Genomic DNA, 25,445 nt, shown 5'->3' with positions numbered 1-25,445 from the left:
CATCACTCCATCATCTTCTCAATCGGCAGGACCAGAATCGAGCTGGCTCCCAGCGCCTTCAGTTTTTCCATGGTTTCCCAGAACAGAGTTTCGCTACTGACCATGTGCATGGCTACGCGTTGTTGGTCACCTGCCAGCGGCAAAATGGTTGGGCGTTCTGCGCCTGGCAACAGGGCGATCACTTCATCCAGACGCTCGGTCGGTGCGTGCATCATGATGTATTTTGATTCGCGCGCCTGGATAACGCCCTGAATACGGGTCAGCAGTTTGTCGATCAGTTGCTGTTTGGATTCTTCCATTTCACCATCGCGCTGGATCAGGCAGGCTTTCGAGCGGTAGATAACCTCCACTTCGCGCAGGCCGTTGGCTTCCAGCGTGGCGCCAGTGGAAACCAGATCGCAAATCGCATCTGCCAGTCCGGCGCGCGGGGCCACTTCAACAGAACCGTTCAGTAAGCAGGATTTAAAAGAGATACCTTTCTGGTCGAGATAACGCTTGAGCAGGTGAGGATAAGAGGTGGCGATACGTTTACCGTTTAAGGAGAGCGGGCCGTCCCAGGCTTCATCAACCGGCGTTGCCAGCGAAAGGCGGCAGCCGCCGAAGTCAAGACGACGCAGGGTAAAGTAGCGCGGATCTTCTCCCTGGGCGCGGCGGTTAAGCAGTTCTTCTTCCAGCACGTTTTCGCCGATAATCCCAAGGTCAACCACGCCGTCCATCACCAGACCGGGAATGTCGTCGTCCCGCACGCGGAGAATGTCAATCGGCATGTTTTCTGCCATCGCGATCAGGCGCTGTGTGTGAAGATTAATTTTAATGCCACAGCGCGCCAGTAATTCGCGTGAGTCATCACTTAAACGACCGGATTTCTGCATAGCTATGCGTAAACGAGTGTTGTCTGTCATTTTCTTCTTCCTCTTTAAACCTGTCTGAACCGTTATCAACCGCGCAATAAAAAAGCCCCCGGAAGGTGATCTTCCGGGGGCTTTCTCATGCGTTCATGCACCACTGGAAGATCTGAATGTCTTCCAGCACACATCGCCTGAAAGACTAGTCAGGATGATGGTGATGATGGTGGTGTTTAAATTGAACGCGTGTCATAAAATTCTCTGTGAATGTTTATTCAACTGATGTCTTTTAACCTAAACCACTTTCACGTTAGAAAGCAAGGGCTTTTTTATATATTTTGTGGCGATGGATTTGTTTAATGAATGAGCAGGGAAGGGAGGGGGCTAAGAGGACTGTCCTCTAACCTGACGGCACCAAAAATAGCAAAGTCTGATTTTTCGTCTCGCTGACAATGTCTTGATCTACAAACTAATTAATAAATAGTTAATTAACGCCCATCATTGTACAATGAAATGTACAAAAGAGGAGATTGACATGCGTACAATTAGCTACAGCGAAGCGCGTCAGAATTTGTCGGCAACAATGATGAAAGCCGTTGAAGATCATGCCCCGATCCTTATTACTCGTCAGAATGGAGAGGCTTGTGTTCTGATGTCACTCGAAGAATACAACTCGCTGGAAGAGACGGCTTATCTACTGCGTTCCCCCGCTAACGCCCGGAGATTGATGGACTCAATCGATAGCCTGAAATCAGGCAAAGGAACGGAAAAGGACATTATTGAGTGAAACTAATCTGGTCTGAGGAATCATGGGATGATTATCTGTACTGGCAGGAAACAGATAAGCGAATTGTTAAAAAGATCAATGAACTTATCAAAGATACCCGCAGAACACCATTTGAAGGTAAGGGGAAGCCAGAACCCCTGAAACATAATTTGTCAGGCTTCTGGTCCCGACGCGTTACAGAGGAACACCGTCTGGTATACGCGGTTACTGATGATTCACTGCTCATTGCAGCATGTCGTTATCATTATTGAAGAGATTCATTCATAGAATGAATTGTCAGTTTTGATACGCTAGCGTAGCCTTATAGATCTAAGGTGTATCAGGAGAAAACGGATGAAAAAGGTCGCAATTGTCGGGTTAGGGTGGTTAGGCATGCCGCTGGCGATGTCACTTTCAGCGCGAGGCTGGCAAGTCACCGGGAGTAAAACGACACAAGATGGTGTCGAAGCGGCCCAAATGAGTGGGATTGATAGCTATCTGCTTCGCATGGAGCCCGAATTAGTTTGCGATTCTGACGATCTGGATGCCCTGATGGATGCTGACGCGCTGGTGATTACGCTTCCGGCACGTCGTAGCGGCTCCGGCGATGAGTTCTATTTACAAGCTGTGCAGGAGTTGGTAGACAGTGCGCTGGCTCACCATATTCCCCGCATTATTTTTACCAGCTCAACGTCTGTCTACGGCGACGCACAAGGCACTGTGAAAGAAACCACCCCGCGTAATCCGCTGACCCATAGTGGACGAGTGTTAAAAGAGCTGGAAGACTGGCTGCACAATTTACCTGGTACTTCGGTTGATATTTTGCGTCTTGCTGGTCTGGTCGGACCTGGGCGTCATCCTGGACGCTTCTTTGCCGGAAAAACAGCACCGGACGGTGAACATGGTGTGAATTTAGTCCATTTAGAAGATGTTATTGGCGCTATCACTCTGTTGTTACAGGCACCTAAAGGCGGACACATCTATAATATATGTGCGCCAGCTCACCCTGCGCGCAATGTTTTCTATCCGCAGATGGCTCGTTTACTGGGGCTGGAGCCTCCGCAGTTCAGAAACAGTCTGGACAGCGGCAAAGGTAAAATTGTTGATGGGAGTCGGATCTGTAATGAACTGGGATTTGAATACCAGTATCCCGATCCGCTGGTAATGCCGCTGGAGTAAACGATCACGCCAGCAGGACGCCGCATACACTGCAAGGGGGCGTGTATGAAACCACTGCTGGATGTGTTGATGATCCTCGATGCCTTAGAAAAGGAAGGCAGTTTTGCGGCGGCGTCGGCCAAACTTTACAAGACGCCGTCCGCTCTGAGTTATACCGTTCATAAGCTGGAAAGCGACCTTAATATTCAATTACTCGATCGTAGCGGACACCGCGCTAAATTTACCCGCACCGGAAAAATGCTATTAGAGAAAGGGCGGGAAATACTCCACACTGTTCATGAACTGGAAAAACAGGCGATCAAACTTCATGAAGGTTGGGAAAACGAGCTGGTGATTGGAGTAGACGACACTTTCCCTTTTTCTCTGCTTGCGCCGCTCATTGAAGTCTTTTATCAACATCACAGCGTAACGCGGTTGAAATTTATCAACGGCGTCCTGGGCGGTTCCTGGGAGGCTCTGACCCAGGGCAGGGCAGATATTATTGTTGGTGCAATGCATGAACCGCCATCTTCCAGCGAATATGGTTTCTCTCGGTTGGGCTGTCTGGAACAAGTTTTCGCGATTGCACCTCATCATCCGCTAGCTCTGGAAGAGGAACCGCTAAATCGCCGTATCATTAAACGCTATCGGGCGATTATCGTGGGTGATACTGCGCAGGCAGGCGCTTCTACGGCATCACAACTTCTCGACGAACAAGAGGCCATTACCGTATTTGATTTTAAAACCAAACTGGAATTGCAAATCAGTGGCCTTGGGTGCGGTTATTTACCGCGCTATCTGGCGCAACGCTTTCTCGATAGTGGCGCGTTAATTGAGAAGAAAGTGGTTGCGCAATCCCTCTTTGAACCCGTATGGATTGGATGGAATGAACAAACCGCAGGACTTGCCAGCGCGTGGTGGCGTGATGAGATTTTAGCAAATAGTGCTATTGCTGGTGTTTATGCAAAATCTGAAGACGGAAAATCAGCCATTTAAATAAAAAATTATATGACAAGCTTCTCATTCTCTTGTCATTTACCCCCCATTTAGGCACAATGCGCCGCTGTCAAAAAATGACTAAAAACCGACGTTTAATCTGCGTCGGTTATTTTTTGCTTCAAACCAATCATTCATACCAAGAGGCCGGGCTTCGTACCGGATAGATATTTACTAAAAATCGACAGTTGTTGTCGCTGAGGAATCCAAAAAAATGGGGCAATTTTTTGCTTACGCGACGGTTATCACCGTAAAGGAGAATGACCATGTCGCATAACGTTACTCCAAACACCTCTCGCGTGGAATTGCGTAAAACGCTTACGTTAGTTCCGGTTGTAATGATGGGTCTTGCCTATATGCAGCCGATGACGCTGTTTGATACATTTGGTATCGTTTCAGGCCTCACGGATGGTCATGTGCCTACAGCCTATGCGTTCGCGTTAATCGCGATCCTGTTTACGGCTCTGAGCTACGGGAAGCTGGTTCGCCGCTATCCTTCTGCTGGCTCTGCATACACTTACGCCCAGAAATCCATTAGCCCGACCGTCGGCTTTATGGTGGGTTGGTCTTCTCTGCTCGACTATTTGTTCGCGCCGATGATCAACATTCTGCTGGCAAAAATTTATTTTGAAGCTCTGGTGCCTTCCATTCCATCGTGGATGTTTGTGGTGGCGCTGGTGGCCTTTATGACTGCCTTTAACCTGCGTAGTCTGAAATCCGTAGCGAACTTCAACACCGTAATTGTAGTGTTGCAGGTTGTGCTGATTGCGGTAATTCTGGGCATGGTCGTTTACGGCGTGTTTGAAGGTGAAGGCGCTGGTACGCTGGCAAGCACTCGTCCGTTCTGGTCTGGTGATGCACATGTCATCCCGATGATCACTGGTGCGACGATTCTGTGCTTCTCCTTTACCGGTTTTGACGGCATCAGCAACTTGTCGGAAGAAACCAAAGATGCAGAGCGCGTGATCCCGCGTGCAATTTTCCTGACCGCGCTGATTGGCGGCATGATCTTCATCTTTGCAACTTACTTCCTGCAGCTGTACTTCCCGGATATCTCTCGCTTTAAAGATCCGGATGCGTCGCAGCCTGAAATCATGCTGTATGTTGCGGGTAAAGCGTTCCAGATTGGCGCGCTGATCTTCTCCACCATTACCGTACTGGCGTCCGGTATGGCGGCACATGCAGGCGTAGCGCGTCTGATGTACGTAATGGGCCGTGACGGCGTGTTCCCGAAGAGCTTCTTCGGTTATGTACACCCGAAATGGCGTACTCCGGCAATGAACATCATTCTGGTTGGTGCGATTGCTCTGCTGGCAATCAACTTCGACCTGGTAATGGCAACGGCGCTGATTAACTTTGGTGCGCTGGTGGCGTTCACCTTCGTTAACCTGTCGGTTATCTCGCAGTTCTGGATCCGTGAGAAGCGTAACAAGACGCTGAAAGATCACTTCCAGTATCTGTTCCTGCCGATGTGTGGTGCGCTGACTGTTGGTGCGCTGTGGGTTAACCTGGAAGAAAGCTCGATGGTTCTGGGGCTGATCTGGGCGGCTATCGGCCTGATCTACCTGGCTTGCGTGACTAAGAGCTTCCGCAACCCGGTTCCGCAGTACGAAGACGTTGCATAATCTTTAAAGCCGGATGACATAATCATCTGGTAAATCTCAAAAAGCCGGAGTTTATCGCTCCGGCTTTATCGTATCAGACGATCTCTTCCGCGTACTGCCAAAGCGCTTTTAACAGCGCTACTTTCTCTTTGTCATCGGCATATTGTTGTGCCAGCATTTGCAATTCATCAGCATAACCTTGCAAAAACTCTGGCGTGAAGACCTGACGGCGATGCTCCAGCCAGCGTTGTTGCTCGGCGTAATCCAGCGTTCCCGGAAAGTTACGCGCCCGATAATTGAACAACAGCTTCTCAATGCGTTTATCGACAAAGGTGATATCCAGTGCCGGTAAATTACGGGGCTCGGTTTCCAGCACAATTTTCATTGCTGCACGATCAGCGTCGCTGAAAAAGCCGTTATAAAGCTGGGCATCCACGTTATCTGAAGGCGTAAATGGTTCGGCTTCAGCGAATATCGCTACCACTTTTTCGCGCACTTGCGGGTTTTCACGCAGAATTTTCAGGTTATCGAGACAATGCTGACGATTAATTCCCAACCTGTCGGCATCCTCCGGGCGCAGCGTATTCGCCTGAGCCAGCACCGGGCATTTATTAATATGCACAAGCTTAACCGGAACGGCGGCGTTATCGCCCAGATCGGCTTTTGCGGTGTACAGACGCTCACGCAGCGTGTCGCTGTCCAGTTCCAACAGTGGCGAAATGTCTCCCGCCAAATCCACCATAATCACGGCATTGCGATTTTCAGGATGCCACGCCAGTGGCGCTACCCAGCTGGTATTACCGCGCCATGCGCCAAACATACCGGAAACATGCACCAGCGGTTTCATCTGCGGTACATCTATTAACGCTGTCAGTTTGTGCTTATTACGATGGCTAAAGAGATAATCAAACAGGCGCGGTTGACGCGTTTTCACCAACTTCGCCATCGCAATAGTGGCGTACACATCGGCCATCGCATCGTGGGCGTTGCTATGCTCAATACCATTCGCTTTGGTTAAATGTTCAAGTCGAAAGCTCGGTAAACCATCTTCATTTTCAGGCCAGTTGATCCCCTCCGGACGCAGGGCGTAGCAGGCACGCATCACGTCCAGCAGATCCCAGCGAGAGTTATCATGCTGCCAACTCCAGGCATAGGGATCGTAGAAATTACGATAAAAGATATTGCGCGTAACTTCGTCGTCAAAACGCACATTGTTGTAACCAAGAATACAGGTCTTCGGTGCGGTAAAAAGCGAGTGAATACGGGCGGCAAAGGCAGCTTCATTTTCCCCTTTTGCACGGGCTTCCTGCGGAGTGATGCCGGTAATTAACACCGCCCCTGGCTGGGGTAAATAATCATCCGCAGGCTTACAGTAAAAGACTTCAGGTTCGCCGATAATATTGAATTCGCTATCAGTGCGAATGGCGGCAAACTGCGCAGGGCGATCTAACGCGGGGTGCGTGCCAAAGGTTTCGTAATCATGAAACAAAAAGGTAGATTGTTGCTTACCGTCATTCATCGTTAGGTTAAATCCGTTATTTCTGTTGTATGCCAGAGTATCAAATATCACTGTGCTAATCAGCTTTAGAGCGATATTTTGGCAGAGAGTGACAGCAGATAATTCCAGATTAAAATGAGACAACAGTCACATTTTCTTGCACTTTATTCCAGCCAGTTCATCAGGATTTCCGTAAAAAGAACAGCTATTTGAAACTCCTGAGGATTTGCTGTTGAAACGCCGTCTTATTATTGCTGCTTCTTTGTTCGTTTTTAATTTATCGTCTGCTTTTGCGGCGGAAAATATTCCCTTTTCACCCCAACCTCCGGAGATTCATGCGGGGTCATGGGTATTGATGGATTACACAACCGGACAGATCCTCACGGCGGGTAATGAGCACCAACAACGTAACCCGGCCAGCTTGACTAAGCTAATGACGGGCTATGTTGTCGATCGCGCTATCGATAGCCATCGCATTACGCCAGACGATATTGTCACCGTAGGGCGCGATGCGTGGGCGAAAGATAACCCGGTATTTGTCGGTTCTTCACTGATGTTTTTGAAAGAAGGCGATCGAGTATCGGTACGTGATTTAAGCCGTGGATTAATTGTGGATTCCGGCAATGACGCCTGTGTGGCGCTGGCTGATTATATTGCCGGCGGGCAACGGCAGTTCGTCACAATGATGAACAATTACGCTGAAAAGTTGCATCTTCAGGATACCCATTTCGAAACGGTGCATGGTCTGGATGCGCCGGGGCAGCACAGTTCGGCCTATGATTTAGCCGTGCTTTCTCGCGCCATCATCCACGGCGAGCCCGAGTTTTATCATATGTACAGTGAGAAAAGCCTCACCTGGAACGGCATCACCCAGCAAAACCGAAACGGGCTATTGTGGGATAAAACCATCAACGTTGACGGCCTGAAAACGGGTCATACTTCCGGTGCCGGGTTTAATCTCATTGCTTCGGCTGTGGATGGGCAGCGTCGTCTTATTGCTGTGGTAATGGGCGCTGACAGCGCAAAAGCTCGCGAAGAAGAGGCAAGAAAATTACTGCGTTGGGGGCAACAGAACTTTACTACGGTGCAAATTTTGCACCGTGGGAAAAAGGTTGGCACGGAACGCATCTGGTATGGCGATAAAGAAAACATCGCCCTGGGGACGGAACAAGAGTTCTGGATGGTGCTGCCAAAAGCGGAGATCCCTAATATCAAAGCAAAATATACCCTTGATGGTAAAGAACTCACTGCGCCAATTGCTGCTCACAAGCGGGTAGGGGAAATTGCGCTTTACGACCGGGATAAATTGGTTGCGCACTGGCCATTGGTTACCCTGGAATCTGTCGGTGAAGGCGGAATGTTTTCCAGGTTGAGCGATTATTTCCACCATAAATCCTGACCTTTATTTACCGCAGACTGGCAGGAGTGCGAGTCTGCTCGCATAATCAACACTCATTCCTTGTGGTTTTAATATTGCAAAATACACTGTACAAAAAAACAGTGTATGTGGAGGCGTCATGAACTACGAGATTAAGCAGGAAGACAAACGTACCGTTGCAGGTTTCCATCTCGTTGGCCCGTGGGAACAAACGGTGAAGAAAGGTTTTGAGCAGTTGATGATGTGGGTAGACAACAAAAAAGTTGTACCTAAGGAATGGATCGCCGTCTATTACGATAACCCAGATGAAACACCCGCCGAAAAGTTACGTTGTGACACGGTGGTTTCCCTGGAGAACAACTTCACTCTACCGGAAAACAGTGAAGGCGTGATCCTGACGGAAATCTCCGGTGGGCAATATGCGGTTGCCGTTGCCCGCGTCGAAGGCGATGATTTTTCTACGCCATGGTATCAGTTTTTTAATACTCTCTTGCAAGACAGTGCCTATCAGATGTCACCTAAGCCCTGTTTCGAAGTTTATCTTAATAACGGATCGGAAGACGGCTATTGGGATATTGAAATGTATGTCGCAGTGCAGCCAAAAATGGGTTAATTCTGGTGCAACAACAAGGTGTTAACCTGATTGCTTCGCTGTTTTTCGTCATGTAAAAGGGTAAAATTGGCCTTCAGACTTCTGACAATTCCTTCGGGAATGTTCCTGATTACTGGTTGTAAGTCGGCTAGACACCTGGTTTAGTGTCTGGCCGCGGTAATCGTTCTGAGTTAACTTTATCCTTATTTAACGGAGTCCCAGCGTGCGAGCTGATAAGTGCCTTAGTCCATTTGAAATTCGTGTGTATCGTCATTACCGTATCGTTCATGGTACTCGCGTCGCGCTGGCATTCCTGCTGACTTTTCTCATTATTCGCCTGTTTACTATCCCGGAAAGCACCTGGCCACTGGTCACTATGGTGGTGATTATGGGGCCAATCTCGTTCTGGGGTAACGTCGTCCCTCGAGCATTCGAACGTATTGGCGGTACAGTGTTCGGCTCGATTTTAGGTCTTATAGCCCTGCAACTGGAGTTAATTTCGTTACCTTTGATGTTGGTCTGGTGCGCGGCGGCGATGTTCCTTTGCGGCTGGTTGGCGCTGGGCAAGAAACCTTATCAAGGCTTATTGATTGGTGTGACGCTGGCGATAGTTGTTGGTTCCCCAACAGGTGAAATTGATACGGCATTATGGCGAAGTGGCGATGTCATCCTCGGCTCTTTACTGGCAATGCTGTTTACCGGTATCTGGCCACAACGGGCGTTCATCCACTGGCGCATTCAACTGGCGAAAAGTCTGACCGAATATAACCGGGTCTATCAATCTGCATTCTCGCCGAACTTACTTGAACGCCCGCGTCTGGAAAGCCATCTGCAAAAACTCCTGACCGATGCCGTGAAAATGCGTGGGCTGATTGCCCCCGCCAGCAAAGAAACCCGTATTCCAAAATCGATATATGAAGGTATCCAGACGATTAACCGTAATCTGGTTTGTATGCTGGAGCTGCAAATCAATGCTTACTGGGCCACCAGACCCAGTCATTTCGTGCTACTGAATGCACAAAAACTGCGCGACACACAACAAATGATGCAGCAAATAGTGCTGACTCTTGTTCATGCTCTGTACGAAGGCAATCCACAGCCGGTTTTTGCCAATACAGAAAAATTGAACGATGCTGTGGATGAGTTGCGCCAGTTGCTCGCTAATCATCATGATCTGAAAGTCGTTGAGACGCCGATTTATGGCTATGTGTGGCTAAACATGGAAACGGCGCATCAACTGGAGTTGCTGTCAAATCTGATTTGTCGGGCTTTGCGTAAATAAATTCCGACCTTCAGAATCAAATTGCTGCTGCTTCGATTCAGCAAGGATAAAGGGTATGATAGTGAATAGGGATAAAAGCATTGTCATCTGCGGCAGCTATGAGTAATGTTGGCCCTAACGAATAGCGGTTGCTTAAACGAATCCGACTCTCACATTATCAGGGGTATAAAAATGGAAACTACCAAGCCTTCATTCCAGGACGTGCTGGAATTTGTTCGTCTGTTCCGCCGTAAGAACAAGCTGCAACGTGAAATCCAGGACGTTGAGAAAAAGATCCGTGACAACCAGAAACGCGTCCTGCTGCTCGACAACCTGAGCGACTACATCAAACCGGGTATGAGCGTTGAAGCAATTCAGGGCATCATCGCCAGCATGAAAGGCGACTATGAAGATCGTGTTGATGACTACATCATCAAAAATGCTGAACTCTCCAAAGAACGCCGCGATATCTCCAAAAAGCTGAAAGCTATGGGCGAGATGAAAAACGGCGACGCGAAGTAAGTTCTACTTTATTCAATGAGGATTGCCGGGCAATCCTCATTGTTCATTGATTCTTTTCTCAGTGTCGTAAGTCATCATTCCCGTCTGATAACAGATTGAAATTTCTAACTTAACGACAGCCTTCTTCTGTATGCAGCAAGGCAAAAAGTTCTGCAACTCCGATGTTATTTACCGCACTGGTCACTAACACCTTTCGTGCTCCGGCTTCCCGTAGCCAGCATTTCACCAAAGATATCTGTTCTTCATTGGCTAAATCCACTTTGGTGACTATTCCAATGACCGGACGATTCATTGACGTGGTAAAGCCAGGTGAAAAGGGGGACCACGGTGCGTCCGCATTAAGCACCAGGGCGATAATGTCTGCTTCGCAGGCGCTGACCAGCAGCGCGCTGTAAAGACTGCGGTTTTCTAGGTATTCCCCGGGAGTGTCAATGGTGGCCGGTGACCAGACGATTGCCTGCGTTTTCTGATACTGAATGTCTTCCCCACGCAGGCATTGCGTGAGTGACGTTTTTCCGCACTGGCTTGGGCCGATGAACATCATTCGTTGCATCGTGTCAGGTCCGCGTAATGGGGCAGGCGGTAAAGCGCATCATTTCACCCAGTGTACGGGTAACCTGGCTAAGTGCATATTCGATAGCAGAAACATCGCCAGTCAGTACTACCGCGCCGGTAAAGCGATCAAGAAAACCAATCTCTACAGCGCCTGACTTTGTGGCGATATCGCACGCGATGATAGATGCTTCACTGGGGGTAATCGTCAGAATACCAATGGCAGAAACGGTGTCTGGTAAACCTAATTTCTTAAACAGATCCTTTCCTGGATTCGCAATAACATGTGCCAACGTAACCTGTTTACCGGGGACGTATTCCTGAATCATTCTTTCAGTAGTGTGTAGAGTTGTCATTATCCCTCCACCATCTGCCGCCACATGGCTTCATGCGGACGGGCAATCACCGAGCGATAGACCAACAAACCTTTTTCCCCCGCTCGCTCGCTGGCGACGGATACCGCGTTATTAACATCTGAAATATCGCCCGCCACCACCATGTAGCATTTGCCGCCAATGCCGAAGGCCATATGTACCCGCACAAGGGTGACGTTCGCAGCTTTAACCGCATAATCGGCAGCATCAATGCAGGCTGCGACACTCCAGGTTTCGACGACACCGACAGCCCGGCGCTGTTCAACGTGGTTCAGACCGCTGATAGCAGGCAGGATGCTGGGATGAATATTGGGGAGGACCAGGTTGTCGACCAGCATTTCGCCTGCAAGGGAAGTGCCGCTGTTGATGGCTTGTTGCACCGCACCCACATCGCCCCCGAGCATCAACAGAAATTTACCGGGGCATAGCGTTTTGCTGACCAGTAATTCAACATTGGCGCTTTTCAGCATGGCATCGCCGGTTTCCATCCCTTTCGCGATACTACTAAGTTCTAAAATACCTACCGCTTTCGACATGGTTAACCTCTCACTATCGTAATCGCGTTTTCTGTCACATCGCCGATCGAGCCATCAATACTGGCATGAATAGGGGCACCTAATGCACCATGTGGAATTTGCCCCACGCATTGCCCACGAACGACGCAATCGCCTTTTTGTACACACGGAATTGCGCTGGCACCGATGTGCTGGCGTAACAATAGCGTCACTTTTTCGGGGTGTGGTACGTGTTCAGACAATGGTGCGTCCTGATACCACGGGGTTAATCCCAGTCGGGCCACCAGCCGCTTTACTGGAATCAGCCGATAATTTGCCATGACATCTTCAGGATTTAAGGCACCTTCGTAGCGGAGATTTTTGGCGCGTAATTCCTGCTTAAGCAGGCGGTTTATGCGCATCGGTGAAACACCTACCGGGCAGGCGACGCTGGCACAGACGTTGCACTCCGAACAGGTGAGCGCAGTCAGCAACAGTTGCGGCGTAGCGAGCTGATGGTAGTTAACTGCACGTACTAACAAATGTGGCGACAGTTCGTGACCAATTAAATGACGTGGGCAGAGATCGGTACATAAGCGGCATTGCTCACAAACGGTTTTCGCGACGGCAAGTACGCTACGGTCATCCTGCATTCGACGTTGGATCAGTGAATGAGAATTGGGTAAAACCAGCAATCCGCCAGTGGTTTTGCTGACTGGCGTATCGAGCGATGTGATCAAACTTCCCATCATCGGTCCGCCACTGATAAAACCAGGATTATCCACTGTTGCGCCGCCCGCCAGCGCCAGTACTTCGCGTAAAGACATCCCGATGGGGACGGTCACCGTTATTGGTTTAGCCACTGCACCATTAATGGTTAGTGAACGGCGCGTCACTGGATACTGTTGCTCAACGGCTCTGGCAATATTGAGCACGGTCTGGACGTTATTGACGACTACGCCGACGCTAACGGGTAACGCGGCTGGTGGAACGCGGCGACCTGTTGCCATCCAGATGGTCAGCACTTCGTCCCCAGCGGGGTAAACGTCGGGCAAAATATGCAGGCGGATATCCGGTGGTAGCAGTGGCGTGAGTGCGTTTATTGCCAGTTGATATTTCTCTTTCAGCGCGATGATTCCGCTACTGGCCCCGGTGGCTTTCATCGCATAGTGAACACCGCGAAGCAGGCGACTGGCTTGCTGTGCCATTAACTGTTGATCCACTTTCAGCATGGGTTCGCATTCCGCCGCATTCACCAGGAAAGTGTCAACACGCGCCTGCAGCTTGATATGCGTTGGAAAGCCTGCGCCACCAGCCCCCACTACCCCTGCTGCTTGTACTCGCTCGCGGATCGTCTGGCCGTCGCAGGACGTTAACTCGACGTTCATAACAACTCCTCAAGCAGTTCCGTAATAGCATTGGCATCAGCTGCACGTGGGTTGGTACGCAATGTAGCATCCGCCAGCGCCGCCTGAACCATATCCGCGATCCGCGATGGCCATTCTGCTTTTTTTTCTTTCAGAGCATTGGCGAGAGTTGGTATTGAACACGCTTTTTTGAGCTGTTCAATATGTTGAATGAGTGCATTCAGGCTTGCGGTGTCATTGGTATTTTCCGGGCATAAATGACACGTTTTAGCCAGCCGGGCGTAGCGTTTGGCGGCGCGAGGATCGCCAGCATTAAAACGAATAACTGACGTGAGGAGGAGCGCATTTGCCAGACCGTGGGGCAAATGAAACTGCCCGCCGAGTTGATGGGCAATTGCATGGTTTAACCCAAGCCCCGCCTGGCTAAAGGCCATTCCTGCAAGCGTCGAGGCATTATGCATTTTGCCACGGGTGGCAAGACAATCGCCTTTCTTCACGGCTGTAGGCAGGTAGTGAAAAACAATTTGCACAGCTTTTTCAGCCAACGCATCCGTGAAGTCGCTGGCACGGGGAGAAATATAAGCTTCAAGCGCATGAGTTAAAACATCCATTCCGGTATTGGCAGTTATCGCCGGTGGCACGCTCACGACCAGCGAGGGATCGAGGATCGCGATATCCGGATAAAGTGCGTTATCGAAAAGGGGATATTTAATTCCTTTCTCAGGATCGCTGATGACACAGGCGCTGGTCACTTCTGAACCGGTACCGCTGGTGGTGGGAATGGCGACGCAGGTTTCAATCTCAATGGCACACTGGCGACTAAACCAGACAATAGCTTTTGCGGCGTCCAGAGCAGAACCGCCGCCAAAACCGATAACCACATCCGGGCGTAAAGTTTGCATCTGAGAGATGCCTTTTACCACGGTCTGGATAGTTGGGTCGGGCGTTATTTCGCTAAAAATACTGAAGCGGTTGCTGTCGGGTAGCGCCTGGCGCAACGTATCAATCAATGGCGATCGTGCCAGAAAAGCGTCGCAAATAATCCAGATGTGCTTATTCGTGAAACGGCTAAGAACTTTGAGACTTCCCGGTCCGCTGTATAAACGCGTCTGCAGTGAAAAAGTATTCATTTCCGTTTCTCTAGCGAATGGAAAAGCCGCTGGTTAACACACAGCGTCGTGAGCGGGAAAAAGTCCGTGCAGACGTTGTCCCTTCTCCGGTCGGTGTAGCAATGGTGAAGGTGGTAAAGCCTTCGCCGCCGACGCCAATGCCAGCCCAGGAAGGGCCGTTTTTAACAAAGATTGAGGTTTGCATAACGCGCGCGGCAAGGTTGAGCCGTGAGATGTTCTGCGAGTGCATAATTGCGGTGTGGTGCAAACTGTCTTCCACATTCAGCGCCAGTGTGAGGGCGCTATCAAAATCGTTGACCTTCACAATGGGTAGCATTGGCATGAGTTGTTCGCTGGTAACCCAGCTATCATCGGCGTCAACAACGGCAATCAGTAAGCGTGGCGCTTTTACTGGCAAAGGGAGGCCTGCGGCTTCCAGCAAGGTTGATGGGCTTTTGCCGACCAGTTTTTTATTGGCGACACCGTCTGGCAGGCAAACGACTCGCAATTTTTCAGTTTGCTCATGGTTAAGAAGAAGGGCGCCAAAACTTTGCATTTGCTGGATTAAATAATCTGCCACTGACGCCACGACGATCAGGCTTTTTTCAGCGATACACGGCAGGTTGTAATCAAATGAGGCTCCGTTGATGATGTCTTCGGCAGCTTTCACAATATCTGCCGTTTCATCGACGATGCAGGGGGGATTACCCGCACCGGCACCAATCACTTTCTTGCCACTTTTCATTCCCATGGCGACGATGCCCGGACCGCCGGTAATCGCCAGAACGCTGATTTTAGGGTGCGCCATCATCTGTTCGGTGGCAGCAAAGGTCGGTTCAGATACAGTAACGATCAGGCTATGAATGCCACTACAGCGAAACGCGATGTCTTCGATTATGGTGATCAATTTCAGCGATACGTTTTTGGCTCCCGGGTGTGGACTGAAGTAGACGCTATTGCCAGCTGCAAGCATGCTGATGCTGTTGTTAATGATAGTTTCCGTGGGATTGGTACTCGGCGTGACCGAGCCAATAACGCCAAACGGGGAGTATTCAAACAAAACCATGCCACCATCACCGGTCAGTGCAGTGGTGGTTAAATCTTCAATTCCAGGCGTGTTATCGAGTGCCGCTTTGTTTTTTAAGTACTTATCTTCTTTATTTCCCATCCCCGTTTCGTTGGCGCTCTCTTCCGCCAGTTCTGTAAGGCGGGGAGTTAATTCTTCGCGAATGGCGCTGATAATGGCGCTGCGGGTTTTAAGCGGACACTGTTGAAAGCGCAAAAAGGCCAGGTGTGCAGCGCAGACAGCTTCATCGACAGTCTGGAAAATACCGTTTTTATGCGTTTGCGAAGTCGTGGGGACTAACTGCTCGCGCAGAATATTGCGGATCAGTGTTTCTAATTCAGAGTTGTTCATTGGTTTACTCCCACGTTAATCGCCGCCATTGCGCTTTGGGCAATATCCATGTCTTGTTCAACACTACCGCCGCTAATGCCAAGCCCTCCAAGCAATATTCCGTCACGCCAGAGGGGGAAGCCGCCACCAAAAGTGACGACTTTGCCTTGCATATGGCTTTCGAGCCCGTAAAGCGGCGCACCCGGTTGCACGGTATCAGCAAGCTTGTGTGTTGCCGTTTTCATCGCCACGGCGGTCCAGGCTTTTTTCGGTGCCAGTTCACTGCTAACCAGCAGTGCATCAGGCATCCGCCAGGTAACACTTTCTGTTCCGTTGGCATCGACAATGCTGATAACAACGGGAATATGCAGTTCATCCGCACGCATTGCCGCGCTACGAATGAGCTGGTGAAGATCCTGAAAAGTGAGCGACATCGTGCGTTCCTTCAATGCTGAAGTGTGGTTGGCCTCGCGATAACGTTTTGTGATTTCCTGAATCATCAGGTTCTGATGAGCAACGTTGTCTTCCACGCGGGCGAGGGCATACAGGCAATCGGAAAGTCGGTTGATATAGTGCAGTAAAACATGGCGGACGCTGGCTTCTGTTGTCAGTTCAACCAGGCGCCTTTCAGCCCGTCGGGCTACCGTGCGGGCGAAATGCATGCGGCTCGCGGCTTCACAACGTCCCGGCAGAATGAAGCTGTGAACTGGCGGAACAGCGTTCATTGCGCTATCGATCGCTTTTTCAAGCGCGGCAATTTCTTCCGTGCTGATGTAACGCTGCTGCGTTGATGGCTGTTCGCTTTCACTGGCGAGTTCGGCGCTAAACCAAAATATCTGTTGTTGAATGGCTTCCAGTAATATGCGATGGCTTTCGATGGAGGTGGCGCAATAACACAGACTTAGTGTCGCGTTCAGTTCATCCAGCGTGCCGTAGGCTTCGACGCGTAGATGAGTTTTACTGACGCGTTGTCCGGTAAATAGAGATGTACTTCCTGAATCACCTGTGCGGGTATAAATCGCCATCTTTCAACTCCTTAGCGTGAAAGCGTATCTACAATGCCGACCACTGCCAGGTCGATGGCTTCGTTGGGGCCGTTAAAAACATGTCTGGCGCTGGAGCCGCTGCTGAGGAGTACCAACTCACCGACGCCAGCGCCAACTGAATCAACGGCAACTTCGTCGCCAGTTAATGGCGTGAGAGGCAGTTCGCCGTCAGCACTGACCCGGCGAACCAGCAGCAGTTTTTTCCCGACCAGGGAAGGTGATTTTTGCGTGGATACCACCGCGCCAGTGACTCGAGCCAGATGCATGGGTTACTCCTGCCTGATTAACTGAATGTTTCGGGTAATTGCCGCTTCGCGCGCGAGTGCAGTCACACAACATTTCCGCTGTAGCACCAGAATCCCCGCGCATAACTGCGCTATGTCGGCATAACTTAAAAGTCGGTCATGATGAAGGTAGATTGGTTGCCCTTGTTCATCGCACCAGGTTAGTGGTAGACGGGCGAGAGCCTGCAATTTGATGGCGTTCAGGAAATGATTCTGCAACGACAATTGAATGTGCACTCCCCAGGCTAACGCCCCGTGAATGAAGAGCGCCGCTCGATCTGACGTTTCGTTGTCCGCAAGTTGTCGTAACAGTGGTAGATCGACATATCGAATTTGTAACGACGCATACTGACGAACTATCTCGTGAACGCTTGCTTCTCGTAGTTGCGGAACAGTCAGTGCGAGTGTTTTTCCCGCTCGTTGTTTCAGGCGAAAAATGACTTCGTCAACAATATGCTGCATCAGCACGCTATTCATGGCGCTGACACCAGAGTGGCAAAAACTTCAGGATTATCAGCGCCTGCGGCGTTGGCCTCGTCGGTATCAATATGCATTTCAAGACGCATATCCGGTGCGACGCGAACAGCAACGTTATCGAATATCAGTCGTCGCTCATTACCTTCAACGGCGACCGCCACTTTATCGCCATGTGTAACGCCATAAATCAGGGCATCAAGCGGAGACATATGAATATGCCGTTGCGCGACAATAACGCCAGAAGCGATTTCCAGCTCTGCAAATGGGCTTATCAGACGAACCCCAGGAGTGCCGCTGAGATCGCCTGACATACGTAGCGGGGCTGTGATCCCTAACGTTCTGGCGTCGGTCCGGGAAATCTCCACCTGACTTGAGTTACGTAACGGCCCCAACAAGCGAACGTTGTGTAATTTGCCTTTTGGTCCCACCAGCGTAACAACTTGTTCAGCAGCGAATTGACCTGGTTGCAATAATGGTTTTTTCTCGCTGATCGGCTGTTCAGGAAAAAGGCGCACATAATCTGTTGTAGAAAGGTGAATATGACGACTGGAAACGCCCAGAGGGATAGGGCGCTTGCGCATCTCATCCAGAACCAGGCTAACAGTCTCCTGCAAAGTTTGTTTATCCATTGCTACACCTCTCACATAGCGGAGTGCAGGCAAAGAGAGCGGGGCTCACCTTTTTGCCGTTGGCACGCTGGATCAAGACACAAATTACAACTGATAACCTCTGAGGCAATTGTTGGTGCTGGCGTTTCGCTTGCTTCGACCCTCACATTCAATGCTTCTGTTGTGCGGGGCAGTATTCCTTCTCCCGGGCGGGCAATTACTTTGTGTGCGACAAGGCCATTTCGCTGTCCGGCGAAACTGGCACCCGTCGCGATCGCCGCATTAACCGAGGCGACGTCACCGGTGATTTTGATGAGCGTCCAGCCTGAACCATTGGTCTTCTCAAGGCCAACCAGCGTGATGGACGCGGCTTTTGCCATAGCGTCTGCGCAACTGATGGCGAGTGCCAGACCACTGACTTCAAGTAATCCCAGTGATTGCTTCACGCTGTGCTCCTTAGTAAATGGGTTTATGCAGATTTAGGTAGAATGGCCTCAACATCACTGTGTGGCCGTGGGATGACATGGCAGGATTTCACTTCGCCAACTGCGCTTGCCGCGGCGCTCCCTGCATCAACGGCGGCTTTTACTGCGCCAACGTCGCCGCGGACCATTACCGTAATCAGACCTGAACCAATCTTTTCATAGCCAACCAGTTGCACGTTGGCGGATTTAACCATGGCATCTGCAGCTTCAATTGCGCCAACTAACCCTTTTGTTTCAACCAGTCCTAGTGCGTTGTTCATACAGCGTCTCTCCTGTGGATTATGAGTGGCATTCCCTGAAGGGAATGCCTTTTACCAGGCGGGCAGCGTTATTGCCGATGCTACGCCGGGCATGGTTATCTTGTTGATACATCAGCGTAAACAGTGGCGCTGATGCCGGTAAGTTTTTGTAATGCACAATCAGTTTTTCCCGGTCGCAGGCTATGCCAACCAGCAGGGGGGACTGACGAGCAGCCAGCCAGGCGCTATCGATAACTTCACCTGACGGAATATGTTGAATGCGAAAGGGAATACCTTCCTCTTCAATGCCAAGAAGCACCTCATTCCATGTATTGATGCAGTCACCGATTTCTGTGACGACAATGACTGGCGCATGATCTTTACTTTCCATGAGCCGATTCCTTGTGCCAGGAAATGAGTAGCCCGGTAGCTACCGCATTGCGCGGGCCTTCACTACCACGGATATTCCCGCGCCCGGCGACCAGCCGATAATGCGCCAACGCATCGGTGACTAACTGCGGTACTTCGAAATCCAGCGAAGAACCGCCCACCAGAACGACGAACGGAATATCGCGAATGTTTCCGCCAGGACTTACCTGACGTAGCGCGCGCAGGGCATTGGTTACGAAGACGCGCTCTTTCGCACTGCGACGAACAGCACGAACTTTTTCCAGCGTTAAATCGCCGGGAATAGGCACCAGTTCGTCAGGTTTCACTACACAAACGCGGGCAAATACATGAGGGGATAGGGGAGTAGGGAAGAACTGAACGCTGCCGTCTTCATGGCGTAAGTGGAACAGGCTTTCTACTTTTGCCAACGGGTACTTTTTGATTTCTTCTGCCAGATAACGATCATTTAAGCCCAGTTCCCGGGCAATAATCATGGTCACCATGTCGCCCGCACCCGCAAGGTGAGTGGCTATCATTTCCCCTTTCTGATTGATGATGGAGGCATCGGTAGAACCTGCGCCTAAGTCCAGAATTGCCAGAGGGCGTGTGGTTCCAGGGGTAGTCAAGGCTCCCTGAATTGCGGCTTCTGCTTCAGCGCCTCCAACCTGAACATCAACATGCAGTTTTTGCTTAATTTCACTGGCGATCATCGCCATTTGCAGTCGGTCGGATTTCACCATTGAAGCGATACCCACTGCCTGTTCCAGTGAAAACTCACCAGCCAGACCACCGGTTACGCTGACGGGAACAGAGGTATCTATCGCCAGTAAATCCTGAATAAAAATTTCGTGGCTGGGTTTATTGGTCAGCTCCGCCATAGTCTGGCGAACATGTTCCAGCATACCGCCGATGTTGGTGCCTGGTTCTCCCGTCACGTTTTCCAGTTTTGAGCACTCGCCGACGGCTTTCATAATGGCGTCGGCACCTGCAGCAACATCAACTCGAATTGTGCGTCCGGCAGAAAGCAGTTCGATGTTTCCGGCGGGTATCGAACGGGCTTTAACGTCGCCAGAAGGTGTTTTCACCACTACTGCAGAACGGTTGCCGATTAGCGCTCGTGCAACAGGAACGATATTTTTAGTCTCTTCAGCATTGAGGGCGAAAACGGTGGCAATCCCATACGGGTTCGACAGGGTTTCGATAACCTTCCCGGGAACGGCGACTTCAATAGCGGCCAGCATACCGAGCGGAATACGATCGATGTACAGGACTTCATCAACAATGGGTAAAGGGATTTCCAGTCGGTTACTGACCAGCACGCCATCATCGCGTTGCAGAATAACGCCAGTCAGTTGATATCCAGCACGCACGGAGGCGTTTATCATGGTCGCGATATCGGCAAAATCAAATGCCGATGACACGACCAGAATGTACGGGGTGTTTGCCGGGCGTGTTAACAACTCTTGTGGCGTGATGGTGAGCCCCACGCCCAGTCCCACTCCGCCCGGAGTTTTCGGATTGTGACCAATCATGGTTGATTCGGTGATGATGGTTTCTGTAATGGTTTCCATCGCCACATCACCAATGACCGGAGTTGCTTCGTTGATACGAATAAGCGAAATATCGCTGACATTGATGCCGACTTTTTTCGTTGCCTGTGCGAGCGCCTCCTGAATACCATGTACGTTACGCAACGTACCTTTGATTCCAGTAGTTTCCGCAAGAGCGCTGCTCACGAATGACAATTCTCCAGACGTACTGAGCGTCGCCAGTGCCACTTCTGTGGATGAATTGCCGATATCAATGCCTGCTATATATCGCATAGTTCGTCCTTAATCATCGCCTTTCAGTTTTTTACGCTCGACATAGAGTTCTGCAGCTTCGCGGACAAATGCAGCGCAAATTTTGGCCTGATAACGACGTTCAAGATCGTCAGCAATGGCAATGAGTTCTTGCTTAGTTGAACGATAAGGGCGTAACGCATTGTAGATTTCAAGGATGCGATCGTCCGGCACAGAGGTAAGCTCGGCGGCACGTTCAAAATTCATCGCCAGGCGATCGCGACCAGCATCTCTGGCAATCGCGGCCTGAATACGCAATGTTTCAGGGGTTATGCGCATGTCCTGGGCGATGACTTTATCGCTGAGTACATTTTCCAGAGTGAAATCGTCGAGCGTTTTATTGGTCGCCGTTTTGACCCATTCTGGATGTTTATTTGCCAGTGGGTAATCAGTCACTTTGGCGCTCTGTATTGACGCGTTGGGGGCTGCAGGAACAGGAGTTACACTCTGTAGACTGTTCATGCGGTTCAACACGTCCCTGACCATCGACTCAATTGCATCGGTATTCATGAAGGTTTCCTTTGTTAAAACGTCACGCGCAGTTCTTGCGGTTTTTTGCCAGTTACCACGTACTTCGTCTCTTTGATATGCAAAATGGCTGATTTGGCCTGGTATTTAGGCCGCGCCATTTGATCGTTGAGGGTCGGAACTGGTTGTGGAGACTCACGCTTCGCATAACGCGCGGCGTTTTTGCCAATCTGGCGATAAGTTTCCAGCGTCAACAAAGGCGCTTGCGGGAAAAGTTCCAGGTTAGACAAAGGGGGAAGCCCCTGCTGGTGGATAACCGTGGTGCCTTTTGACTGAATACCAATAGCAATGCCGGAACCACTAAGGCGATCGCCTTCGACCGCCACGAATGCGACATCAGACGATTTAAAGCAGCGAATCACACGGGCTTTAATGCCTTCTTCTTCGATACCGGCAATCACTTCGCGCAAGATGTTTTTATGCGGAATGCCGATAATATTGACGGTCTGCGCCAGGCCAAATGCCGGGCCTACAGCAATAATGACTTCATCCTGCTGAGTGCCTTGTTGGGCTTCGCCTATTTCGGTCAAAAAACTCCCGGCATCCGGTGCAGAAGTGGCAGTTGCGGAGACAGGTGCGCGAAATGAAACGGACTTGTCGCTGGTTTGCATTTCTGCCAACACGTCTTCGATTACCTGACGTAGTAATTTTTCGTTAATTTCCATTTCTCACCCTTAGTCAATTTCGTTGGGGTCAAGTGCACCGGGAATATTTTTGATCTCTTCCCAGCGTTTCCCTTGTAGGCGATAACCCGTAGCCGGTCCGGCGTAATCATTGACGTCATTGACCGCAGAGAGCACTTGTCCGTCATCGACGATAATGGCTGAGGTATGGAGATAATCGCCGGTCAGTTTCGCTTTTTGCATGTTGAGCATGTCCTGGGCGACATCGGTAAACCCACCTTGCGCCAGGGCTTTCACTACTTCCAGGCTGTTACGGTTTTTATTGATAATTTCCTGGGCGAACTTAATGTCTTCTACGATGTTGCGTTCTGGCATATCTTTCGAGCCGTGGGCATAGGTCGCCGCTTCGACTTCTTCATCGGTAATAGGGGGTAAACCCATACCGGCAAAGACAGCCTGTAAAGCGCGTGCGGCTTTATTGCGGATGGCGACAACATCTTCTTCGCGCACCGGTCGCAGACCGCCATCAACCTTCAGGTCACGCTGAATGACGTTGTAATCATCGAAGTCTTCGGCATCTTCGTTTGAACCGGCAAACATGTTGTCGTAGTTCGGCACAGCGGAAAAACCGGAAGAGATAAAGTCAGTACCCGGCAGGAACTGCATCAGAAAACGCGCGGTACGGCGCATATCTGAGTGGGTAAAGGTCTGGTCATTACTGGAGGCACATTCCAGATCCAGCGATGCGCAAATTAGGTTTTCCGCCAGCACTGCACGGATGCCTGACGGCACCGCTGATGGAACACCAATGCAACTTACCGAACCATTCTGCAGCCCCTGAACACCTGCGGCTTTGGTGATGTAAATGCAACGAGCCTCGAGATAAAGCATTGATTTTCCTTCCGCGTAGCCCATCTGCACTTCAGAGCCGGAGCCGGAAGTAAAGCGCATTTTTAAGCCGCGAGAAGCATAAGACGACGCGAGAAATCCTTTTGACCACGGGGTGTCATCGCCATCGGTGAAAACGGGTTCTGTGCCGTAGACAGAAATAGTTTCGGCGTAACAGGTGTGGCCTAACATACCGAGTTTCAGTTCGGTGGCTTCTTCCAGCGAACACTGGGTCAAAACGCCCGGGCGCCCAACCTGCGAACCTACCAGCAGAGCGATGGCGTTGAACGGGGCATAGCGAGCAACAGCGACGGTGGTTTCCTGTTCGTCAAACCCGCGCCATGCCCCTTCAGCCGCGTCGGCAGCAATTTGTACCGGATTATCTTTAACGTTGGTGACGTGAGCCTGTTGTGATGGTGTCCGACGGGCGCGCATTTTTTGCATCGCCATCATCATCTCTACCACGTTCATTTGCGAAACGACTTCGACGATTTTAGCGGGCGTCATTGCTGTGGTAAGGGGAACGATATCGCTACGTTTGACATTTGGATCGCACAACATATTGGCAAGTTTGACCGAATCCATCGCGATGACTTCTTCGGCGCGCGCGAGATTGATGCCGTAGCGGGCGATAAAGTGGTCGATCAGGTCAAACTGGCTGGCGGGCTTTCCATCCAGCTCGGTGACGACGCCGTTAACAATTTTGATTGACGGTTTTGGATCGTTCGGGCTTTCCATCGCAATGAAGCCTTCTTCAATCCACTCTTTAACGAAACCGTCCTGGTTGACCGGGCGTTTGGCCAGTGCTTCAAATCTTTTCGATCTCATGAATCTGCCTCAGGGAATTCAGATGTAGGAAGGGCGATCGTTTTTCGGTGTATCGCCGAGAGTCGAAAGTACGGTTTTACCGATTTCGCGTGCGGAGATGACCGCCTGACGGACTGCGCCGGAGTCACCCGAGATAATCAGAATGACTTCATTGCTGTAGCTGGTGCCATGAGCAGGTGAGCTGTACGCCACGACATCCACATTGGCGGACTTCAGCGCGGTATCGGCCATCAGAACACCAACAGCAGCTGGAGCGCCGACAATAACGCCGCAAGCGCGCCCCAGCGGAGCGCCAAACGCTTTTTCCAGTGCATAGCTGGCACGGGCGGTATATTGCAGTTCAAGATGCCCGGCTTCGTTGGCATAGACATCACCAAAGGTCCGGTCGAGTTCTTTCAGGGCAACTTCAATACCGCGTTTCACATCGGAAACATCGTTGCCACCTAAGAGGATTAATGAGCCGTGTCCGGCACCGCCTTTGGTATCGCGAGGAAGTTCAATACTAATTACTTCAGTGTTGGTGGCTTTGACCGCTTCATCAGCAGCCATAATGTGTGGACCTGCGCCAATACGCGCACCCAGAATGCCAATGGAGCGATAGCGTTTTTCGAGTTTCATCGCGTCCAGCAGGGCGCTATCAACGTTCGCAATGACCAGACCTACAGTGTCGCCAATAGCGGTGCCAACAAATTCTGTTAACGTGCAGCTTTTTTCTGCCATAGCCGTCTCTCGTGTTTGATGAGTGGTTTCCGGGAGAACCTCATGCTCTGGCGTCGCTACGCGGGCGATGACCTGTGCCATGATTTGTTCGACCAGTTCATTGCTGCTCATGGGTTAATTCCCTTTGGTAAGATTTTTTCGACATCGGTATGTGGGCGGGGAATAACGTGTACGGCTTTCACTTCACCGACGTTACGCGCAGCGGCGGCACCTGCGTCTGTTGCCGCTTTTACCGCCCCGACATCACCACGAACGATGACGGTCACCAGCCCGGAACCTATTTTTTCGTAGCCGACCAGCAATACATTTGCCGACTTCACCATGGCGTCTGCGGCCTCTATGGCGGCAGTTAAGCCTTTGGTTTCTACCATTCCTAACGCTTCTTGTTGCATAAAGACCTCGCATGGATTTTTTGTCGATATGACTATAAAAAAAAGCGAGGAAAAAGAATGGCTGACTTAACCGGCCAATGAGAAAAATTAATAGAGAACAAATATTATAAAATTGCTTTTATAAACTATATGTTATTAATTTATTGGTTATTTTATGGGTGTTTCAATGTGAATTAATTGCGTT

General features: G+C 50.5%; 32 protein-coding genes and 1 other annotated feature. Of the genes, 10 read left to right on the top strand and 22 right to left on the bottom strand.

Features of this window, described 5'->3' with window-relative positions; translation table 11 throughout:
* Window positions 1-2 precede the first annotated feature (2 nt).
* Together hisG and hisL are read right to left on the bottom strand one after the other, a co-directional pair.
* Window positions 3-902 (bottom strand): ATP phosphoribosyltransferase, encoded by a 900-nt coding sequence (gene hisG / locus A9180_RS14680; RefSeq protein WP_000131782.1) that lies wholly within the window; start codon window positions 900-902, stop codon window positions 3-5.
* Between the two features lie 46 nt (window positions 903-948).
* Window positions 949-1,072 (bottom strand) — a sequence feature (His leader region).
* Entirely contained in the window at window positions 1,048-1,098 is a 51-nt protein-coding gene (hisL, locus tag A9180_RS23235; protein WP_001364200.1) for a his operon leader peptide, read from the bottom strand. It overlaps the preceding feature by 25 nt.
* 282 nt (window positions 1,099-1,380) lie before the next feature.
* Here hisL and yefM point away from each other — a divergent pair, with 282 nt between their 5' ends.
* The 6 genes from yefM to plaP all read left to right on the top strand — a co-directional run bounded on the left by yefM (window position 1,381) and on the right by plaP (window position 5,390).
* Complete coding sequence (gene yefM / locus A9180_RS14675) at window positions 1,381-1,632, top strand: YoeB-YefM toxin-antitoxin system antitoxin YefM (protein WP_001259255.1); 252 nt, start codon at window positions 1,381-1,383, stop codon at window positions 1,630-1,632.
* Window positions 1,629-1,883 carry a type II toxin-antitoxin system mRNA interferase toxin YoeB gene (gene yoeB / locus A9180_RS14670; protein WP_064529419.1) on the top strand — a complete coding sequence of 85 codons (255 nt, stop codon included), beginning with the start codon at window positions 1,629-1,631 and terminating at the stop codon, window positions 1,881-1,883. The genes yefM and yoeB overlap by 4 nt, the downstream gene beginning before the upstream one ends.
* 82 nt (window positions 1,884-1,965) lie before the next feature.
* Window positions 1,966-2,790 carry an SDR family oxidoreductase gene (locus tag A9180_RS14665; RefSeq protein WP_064529418.1) on the top strand — a complete coding sequence of 275 codons (825 nt, stop codon included), beginning with the start codon at window positions 1,966-1,968 and terminating at the stop codon, window positions 2,788-2,790.
* Between the two features lie 45 nt (window positions 2,791-2,835).
* On the top strand, window positions 2,836-3,765 hold the full coding sequence (locus tag A9180_RS14660) for a LysR substrate-binding domain-containing protein (RefSeq protein WP_064529417.1): 930 nt from the start codon (window positions 2,836-2,838) through the stop codon (window positions 3,763-3,765).
* A 214-nt stretch (window positions 3,766-3,979) separates the two neighbouring features.
* Window positions 3,980-4,042 carry a membrane protein YoeI gene (yoeI, locus tag A9180_RS24310; RefSeq protein WP_010723108.1) on the top strand — a complete coding sequence of 21 codons (63 nt, stop codon included), beginning with the start codon at window positions 3,980-3,982 and terminating at the stop codon, window positions 4,040-4,042.
* Window positions 4,032-5,390 (top strand): putrescine/proton symporter PlaP, encoded by a 1,359-nt coding sequence (plaP, locus tag A9180_RS14655; RefSeq protein ID WP_064529416.1) that lies wholly within the window; start codon window positions 4,032-4,034, stop codon window positions 5,388-5,390. Before yoeI ends, plaP begins: the two co-directional genes overlap by 11 nt.
* A 73-nt stretch (window positions 5,391-5,463) precedes the next feature.
* Here the strand turns inward: plaP and sbcB are convergent, their stop codons facing one another.
* Window positions 5,464-6,888, bottom strand: a complete 1,425-nt coding sequence (gene sbcB, locus A9180_RS14650; RefSeq protein ID WP_064529415.1) for an exodeoxyribonuclease I — start codon at window positions 6,886-6,888, stop codon at window positions 5,464-5,466.
* Window positions 6,889-7,099: 211 nt separating this feature from the next.
* On the opposite strand from sbcB, the gene dacD reads away from it, so the two are divergent.
* From dacD to A9180_RS14630, 4 genes are all read left to right on the top strand, one after another.
* Window positions 7,100-8,266 carry a serine-type D-Ala-D-Ala carboxypeptidase DacD gene (gene dacD / locus A9180_RS14645; RefSeq protein ID WP_064529414.1) on the top strand — a complete coding sequence of 389 codons (1,167 nt, stop codon included), beginning with the start codon at window positions 7,100-7,102 and terminating at the stop codon, window positions 8,264-8,266.
* A gap of 118 nt (window positions 8,267-8,384) precedes the next feature.
* The gene (sbmC, locus tag A9180_RS14640; RefSeq protein ID WP_064529413.1) at window positions 8,385-8,858 is read left to right on the top strand and encodes a DNA gyrase inhibitor SbmC; all 474 of its coding nucleotides are present in this window, start codon (window positions 8,385-8,387) and stop codon (window positions 8,856-8,858) included.
* A gap of 202 nt (window positions 8,859-9,060) precedes the next feature.
* Window positions 9,061-10,119, top strand: a complete 1,059-nt coding sequence (locus tag A9180_RS14635) for an FUSC family protein (protein ID WP_064529412.1) — start codon at window positions 9,061-9,063, stop codon at window positions 10,117-10,119.
* A gap of 171 nt (window positions 10,120-10,290) precedes the next feature.
* Window positions 10,291-10,620: a DUF496 family protein gene (locus tag A9180_RS14630; RefSeq protein WP_064529411.1), complete on the top strand. Its 330-nt coding sequence runs from the start codon at window positions 10,291-10,293 to the stop codon at window positions 10,618-10,620.
* Between the two features lie 109 nt (window positions 10,621-10,729).
* Here A9180_RS14630 and A9180_RS14625 read toward each other — a convergent pair whose 3' ends face one another.
* From A9180_RS14625 to pduA, 19 genes are read right to left on the bottom strand one after another with little or no spacing between them, the layout of a single operon-like run.
* Complete coding sequence (locus A9180_RS14625) at window positions 10,730-11,173, bottom strand: EutP/PduV family microcompartment system protein (RefSeq protein ID WP_064529410.1); 444 nt, start codon at window positions 11,171-11,173, stop codon at window positions 10,730-10,732.
* Between the two features lie 4 nt (window positions 11,174-11,177).
* A complete protein-coding gene (gene pduU / locus A9180_RS14620) occupies window positions 11,178-11,528 on the bottom strand; it encodes a propanediol utilization microcompartment protein PduU (RefSeq protein ID WP_064529409.1) in 351 nt (116 codons plus the stop codon).
* Entirely contained in the window at window positions 11,528-12,082 is a 555-nt protein-coding gene (gene pduT / locus A9180_RS14615; RefSeq protein ID WP_064529408.1) for a propanediol utilization microcompartment protein PduT, read from the bottom strand. The genes pduU and pduT overlap by 1 nt, the downstream gene beginning before the upstream one ends.
* Window positions 12,083-12,084: 2 nt before the next feature.
* Window positions 12,085-13,428: a 4Fe-4S dicluster domain-containing protein gene (locus tag A9180_RS14610; RefSeq protein WP_064529407.1), complete on the bottom strand. Its 1,344-nt coding sequence runs from the start codon at window positions 13,426-13,428 to the stop codon at window positions 12,085-12,087.
* Entirely contained in the window at window positions 13,425-14,537 is a 1,113-nt protein-coding gene (locus A9180_RS14605; protein WP_064529406.1) for a 1-propanol dehydrogenase PduQ, read from the bottom strand. The genes A9180_RS14610 and A9180_RS14605 overlap by 4 nt, the downstream gene beginning before the upstream one ends.
* Window positions 14,538-14,547: 10 nt before the next feature.
* Entirely contained in the window at window positions 14,548-15,933 is a 1,386-nt protein-coding gene (pduP, locus tag A9180_RS14600) for a CoA-acylating propionaldehyde dehydrogenase PduP (protein ID WP_064529405.1), read from the bottom strand.
* Entirely contained in the window at window positions 15,930-16,937 is a 1,008-nt protein-coding gene (pduO, locus tag A9180_RS14595; protein WP_064529404.1) for a two-domain cob(I)yrinic acid a,c-diamide adenosyltransferase PduO, read from the bottom strand. The genes pduP and pduO overlap by 4 nt, the downstream gene beginning before the upstream one ends.
* 11 nt (window positions 16,938-16,948) lie before the next feature.
* A complete protein-coding gene (locus tag A9180_RS14590; RefSeq protein ID WP_064529403.1) occupies window positions 16,949-17,224 on the bottom strand; it encodes a EutN/CcmL family microcompartment protein in 276 nt (91 codons plus the stop codon).
* A 3-nt stretch (window positions 17,225-17,227) separates the two neighbouring features.
* The gene (pduM, locus tag A9180_RS14585; RefSeq protein ID WP_064529402.1) at window positions 17,228-17,719 is read right to left on the bottom strand and encodes a microcompartment protein PduM; all 492 of its coding nucleotides are present in this window, start codon (window positions 17,717-17,719) and stop codon (window positions 17,228-17,230) included.
* A complete protein-coding gene (locus A9180_RS14580) occupies window positions 17,716-18,348 on the bottom strand; it encodes a phosphate propanoyltransferase (RefSeq protein ID WP_064529401.1) in 633 nt (210 codons plus the stop codon). Before A9180_RS14580 ends, pduM begins: the two co-directional genes overlap by 4 nt.
* 11 nt (window positions 18,349-18,359) lie before the next feature.
* Window positions 18,360-18,773: a BMC domain-containing protein gene (locus A9180_RS14575; protein ID WP_064529400.1), complete on the bottom strand. Its 414-nt coding sequence runs from the start codon at window positions 18,771-18,773 to the stop codon at window positions 18,360-18,362.
* A 23-nt stretch (window positions 18,774-18,796) separates the two neighbouring features.
* Entirely contained in the window at window positions 18,797-19,072 is a 276-nt protein-coding gene (gene pduJ, locus A9180_RS14570) for a propanediol utilization microcompartment protein PduJ (RefSeq protein WP_001057752.1), read from the bottom strand.
* A gap of 19 nt (window positions 19,073-19,091) precedes the next feature.
* Window positions 19,092-19,442: a glycerol dehydratase reactivase beta/small subunit family protein gene (locus A9180_RS14565; protein WP_064529399.1), complete on the bottom strand. Its 351-nt coding sequence runs from the start codon at window positions 19,440-19,442 to the stop codon at window positions 19,092-19,094.
* A complete protein-coding gene (locus tag A9180_RS14560; protein WP_064529398.1) occupies window positions 19,432-21,264 on the bottom strand; it encodes a diol dehydratase reactivase subunit alpha in 1,833 nt (610 codons plus the stop codon). Before A9180_RS14560 ends, A9180_RS14565 begins: the two co-directional genes overlap by 11 nt.
* Window positions 21,265-21,273: 9 nt before the next feature.
* On the bottom strand, window positions 21,274-21,792 hold the full coding sequence (gene pduE, locus A9180_RS14555; protein ID WP_064529397.1) for a propanediol dehydratase small subunit PduE: 519 nt from the start codon (window positions 21,790-21,792) through the stop codon (window positions 21,274-21,276).
* Window positions 21,793-21,806: 14 nt separating this feature from the next.
* Window positions 21,807-22,475, bottom strand: a complete 669-nt coding sequence (locus A9180_RS14550) for a propanediol/glycerol family dehydratase medium subunit (RefSeq protein WP_064529396.1) — start codon at window positions 22,473-22,475, stop codon at window positions 21,807-21,809.
* Between the two features lie 9 nt (window positions 22,476-22,484).
* On the bottom strand, window positions 22,485-24,149 hold the full coding sequence (gene pduC / locus A9180_RS14545) for a propanediol dehydratase large subunit PduC (RefSeq protein WP_064529395.1): 1,665 nt from the start codon (window positions 24,147-24,149) through the stop codon (window positions 22,485-22,487).
* Window positions 24,150-24,167: 18 nt separating this feature from the next.
* Window positions 24,168-24,980, bottom strand: coding sequence for a propanediol utilization microcompartment protein PduB (gene pduB / locus A9180_RS14540; protein ID WP_064529394.1), 813 nt, complete (start codon window positions 24,978-24,980; stop codon window positions 24,168-24,170).
* Entirely contained in the window at window positions 24,977-25,261 is a 285-nt protein-coding gene (gene pduA / locus A9180_RS14535; protein ID WP_001183614.1) for a propanediol utilization microcompartment protein PduA, read from the bottom strand. Before pduA ends, pduB begins: the two co-directional genes overlap by 4 nt.
* Window positions 25,262-25,445: the final 184 nt, after the last annotated feature.

Source organism: Escherichia sp. B1147 (genome assembly GCF_001660175.1).
GTDB classification, from domain to species: domain Bacteria; phylum Pseudomonadota; class Gammaproteobacteria; order Enterobacterales; family Enterobacteriaceae; genus Escherichia; species Escherichia whittamii.
Note: the sequence above shows the minus strand (reverse complement) of the source record. Positions and strands in the feature narration are given on the sequence as shown.

Bases quoted from the DNA above. Each gene is read 5' to 3' on its own strand.
- hisG (WP_000131782.1), bottom strand. From the start codon at position 902: ATGACAGACAACACTCGTTTACGCATAGCTATGCAGAAATCCGGTCGT.
- yefM (WP_001259255.1), top strand. From the start codon at position 1,381: ATGCGTACAATTAGCTACAGCGAAGCGCGTCAGAATTTGTCGGCAACA.
- A9180_RS14665 (WP_064529418.1), top strand. From the start codon at position 1,966: ATGAAAAAGGTCGCAATTGTCGGGTTAGGGTGGTTAGGCATGCCGCTG.
- A9180_RS14660 (WP_064529417.1), top strand. From the start codon at position 2,836: ATGAAACCACTGCTGGATGTGTTGATGATCCTCGATGCCTTAGAAAAG.
- plaP (WP_064529416.1), top strand. From the start codon at position 4,032: ATGTCGCATAACGTTACTCCAAACACCTCTCGCGTGGAATTGCGTAAA.
- sbcB (WP_064529415.1), bottom strand. From the start codon at position 6,888: ATGAATGACGGTAAGCAACAATCTACCTTTTTGTTTCATGATTACGAA.
- sbmC (WP_064529413.1), top strand. From the start codon at position 8,385: ATGAACTACGAGATTAAGCAGGAAGACAAACGTACCGTTGCAGGTTTC.
- A9180_RS14630 (WP_064529411.1), top strand. From the start codon at position 10,291: ATGGAAACTACCAAGCCTTCATTCCAGGACGTGCTGGAATTTGTTCGT.
- A9180_RS14625 (WP_064529410.1), bottom strand. From the start codon at position 11,173: ATGCAACGAATGATGTTCATCGGCCCAAGCCAGTGCGGAAAAACGTCA.
- pduU (WP_064529409.1), bottom strand. From the start codon at position 11,528: ATGACAACTCTACACACTACTGAAAGAATGATTCAGGAATACGTCCCC.
- pduT (WP_064529408.1), bottom strand. From the start codon at position 12,082: ATGTCGAAAGCGGTAGGTATTTTAGAACTTAGTAGTATCGCGAAAGGG.
- A9180_RS14610 (WP_064529407.1), bottom strand. From the start codon at position 13,428: ATGAACGTCGAGTTAACGTCCTGCGACGGCCAGACGATCCGCGAGCGA.
- A9180_RS14605 (WP_064529406.1), bottom strand. From the start codon at position 14,537: ATGAATACTTTTTCACTGCAGACGCGTTTATACAGCGGACCGGGAAGT.
- pduP (WP_064529405.1), bottom strand. From the start codon at position 15,933: ATGAACAACTCTGAATTAGAAACACTGATCCGCAATATTCTGCGCGAG.
- pduO (WP_064529404.1), bottom strand. From the start codon at position 16,937: ATGGCGATTTATACCCGCACAGGTGATTCAGGAAGTACATCTCTATTT.
- A9180_RS14590 (WP_064529403.1), bottom strand. From the start codon at position 17,224: ATGCATCTGGCTCGAGTCACTGGCGCGGTGGTATCCACGCAAAAATCA.
- pduM (WP_064529402.1), bottom strand. From the start codon at position 17,719: ATGAATAGCGTGCTGATGCAGCATATTGTTGACGAAGTCATTTTTCGC.
- A9180_RS14580 (WP_064529401.1), bottom strand. From the start codon at position 18,348: ATGGATAAACAAACTTTGCAGGAGACTGTTAGCCTGGTTCTGGATGAG.
- pduJ (WP_001057752.1), bottom strand. From the start codon at position 19,072: ATGAACAACGCACTAGGACTGGTTGAAACAAAAGGGTTAGTTGGCGCA.
- A9180_RS14565 (WP_064529399.1), bottom strand. From the start codon at position 19,442: ATGGAAAGTAAAGATCATGCGCCAGTCATTGTCGTCACAGAAATCGGT.
- A9180_RS14560 (WP_064529398.1), bottom strand. From the start codon at position 21,264: ATGCGATATATAGCAGGCATTGATATCGGCAATTCATCCACAGAAGTG.
- pduE (WP_064529397.1), bottom strand. From the start codon at position 21,792: ATGAATACCGATGCAATTGAGTCGATGGTCAGGGACGTGTTGAACCGC.
- A9180_RS14550 (WP_064529396.1), bottom strand. From the start codon at position 22,475: ATGGAAATTAACGAAAAATTACTACGTCAGGTAATCGAAGACGTGTTG.
- pduC (WP_064529395.1), bottom strand. From the start codon at position 24,149: ATGAGATCGAAAAGATTTGAAGCACTGGCCAAACGCCCGGTCAACCAG.
- pduB (WP_064529394.1), bottom strand. From the start codon at position 24,980: ATGAGCAGCAATGAACTGGTCGAACAAATCATGGCACAGGTCATCGCC.
- pduA (WP_001183614.1), bottom strand. From the start codon at position 25,261: ATGCAACAAGAAGCGTTAGGAATGGTAGAAACCAAAGGCTTAACTGCC.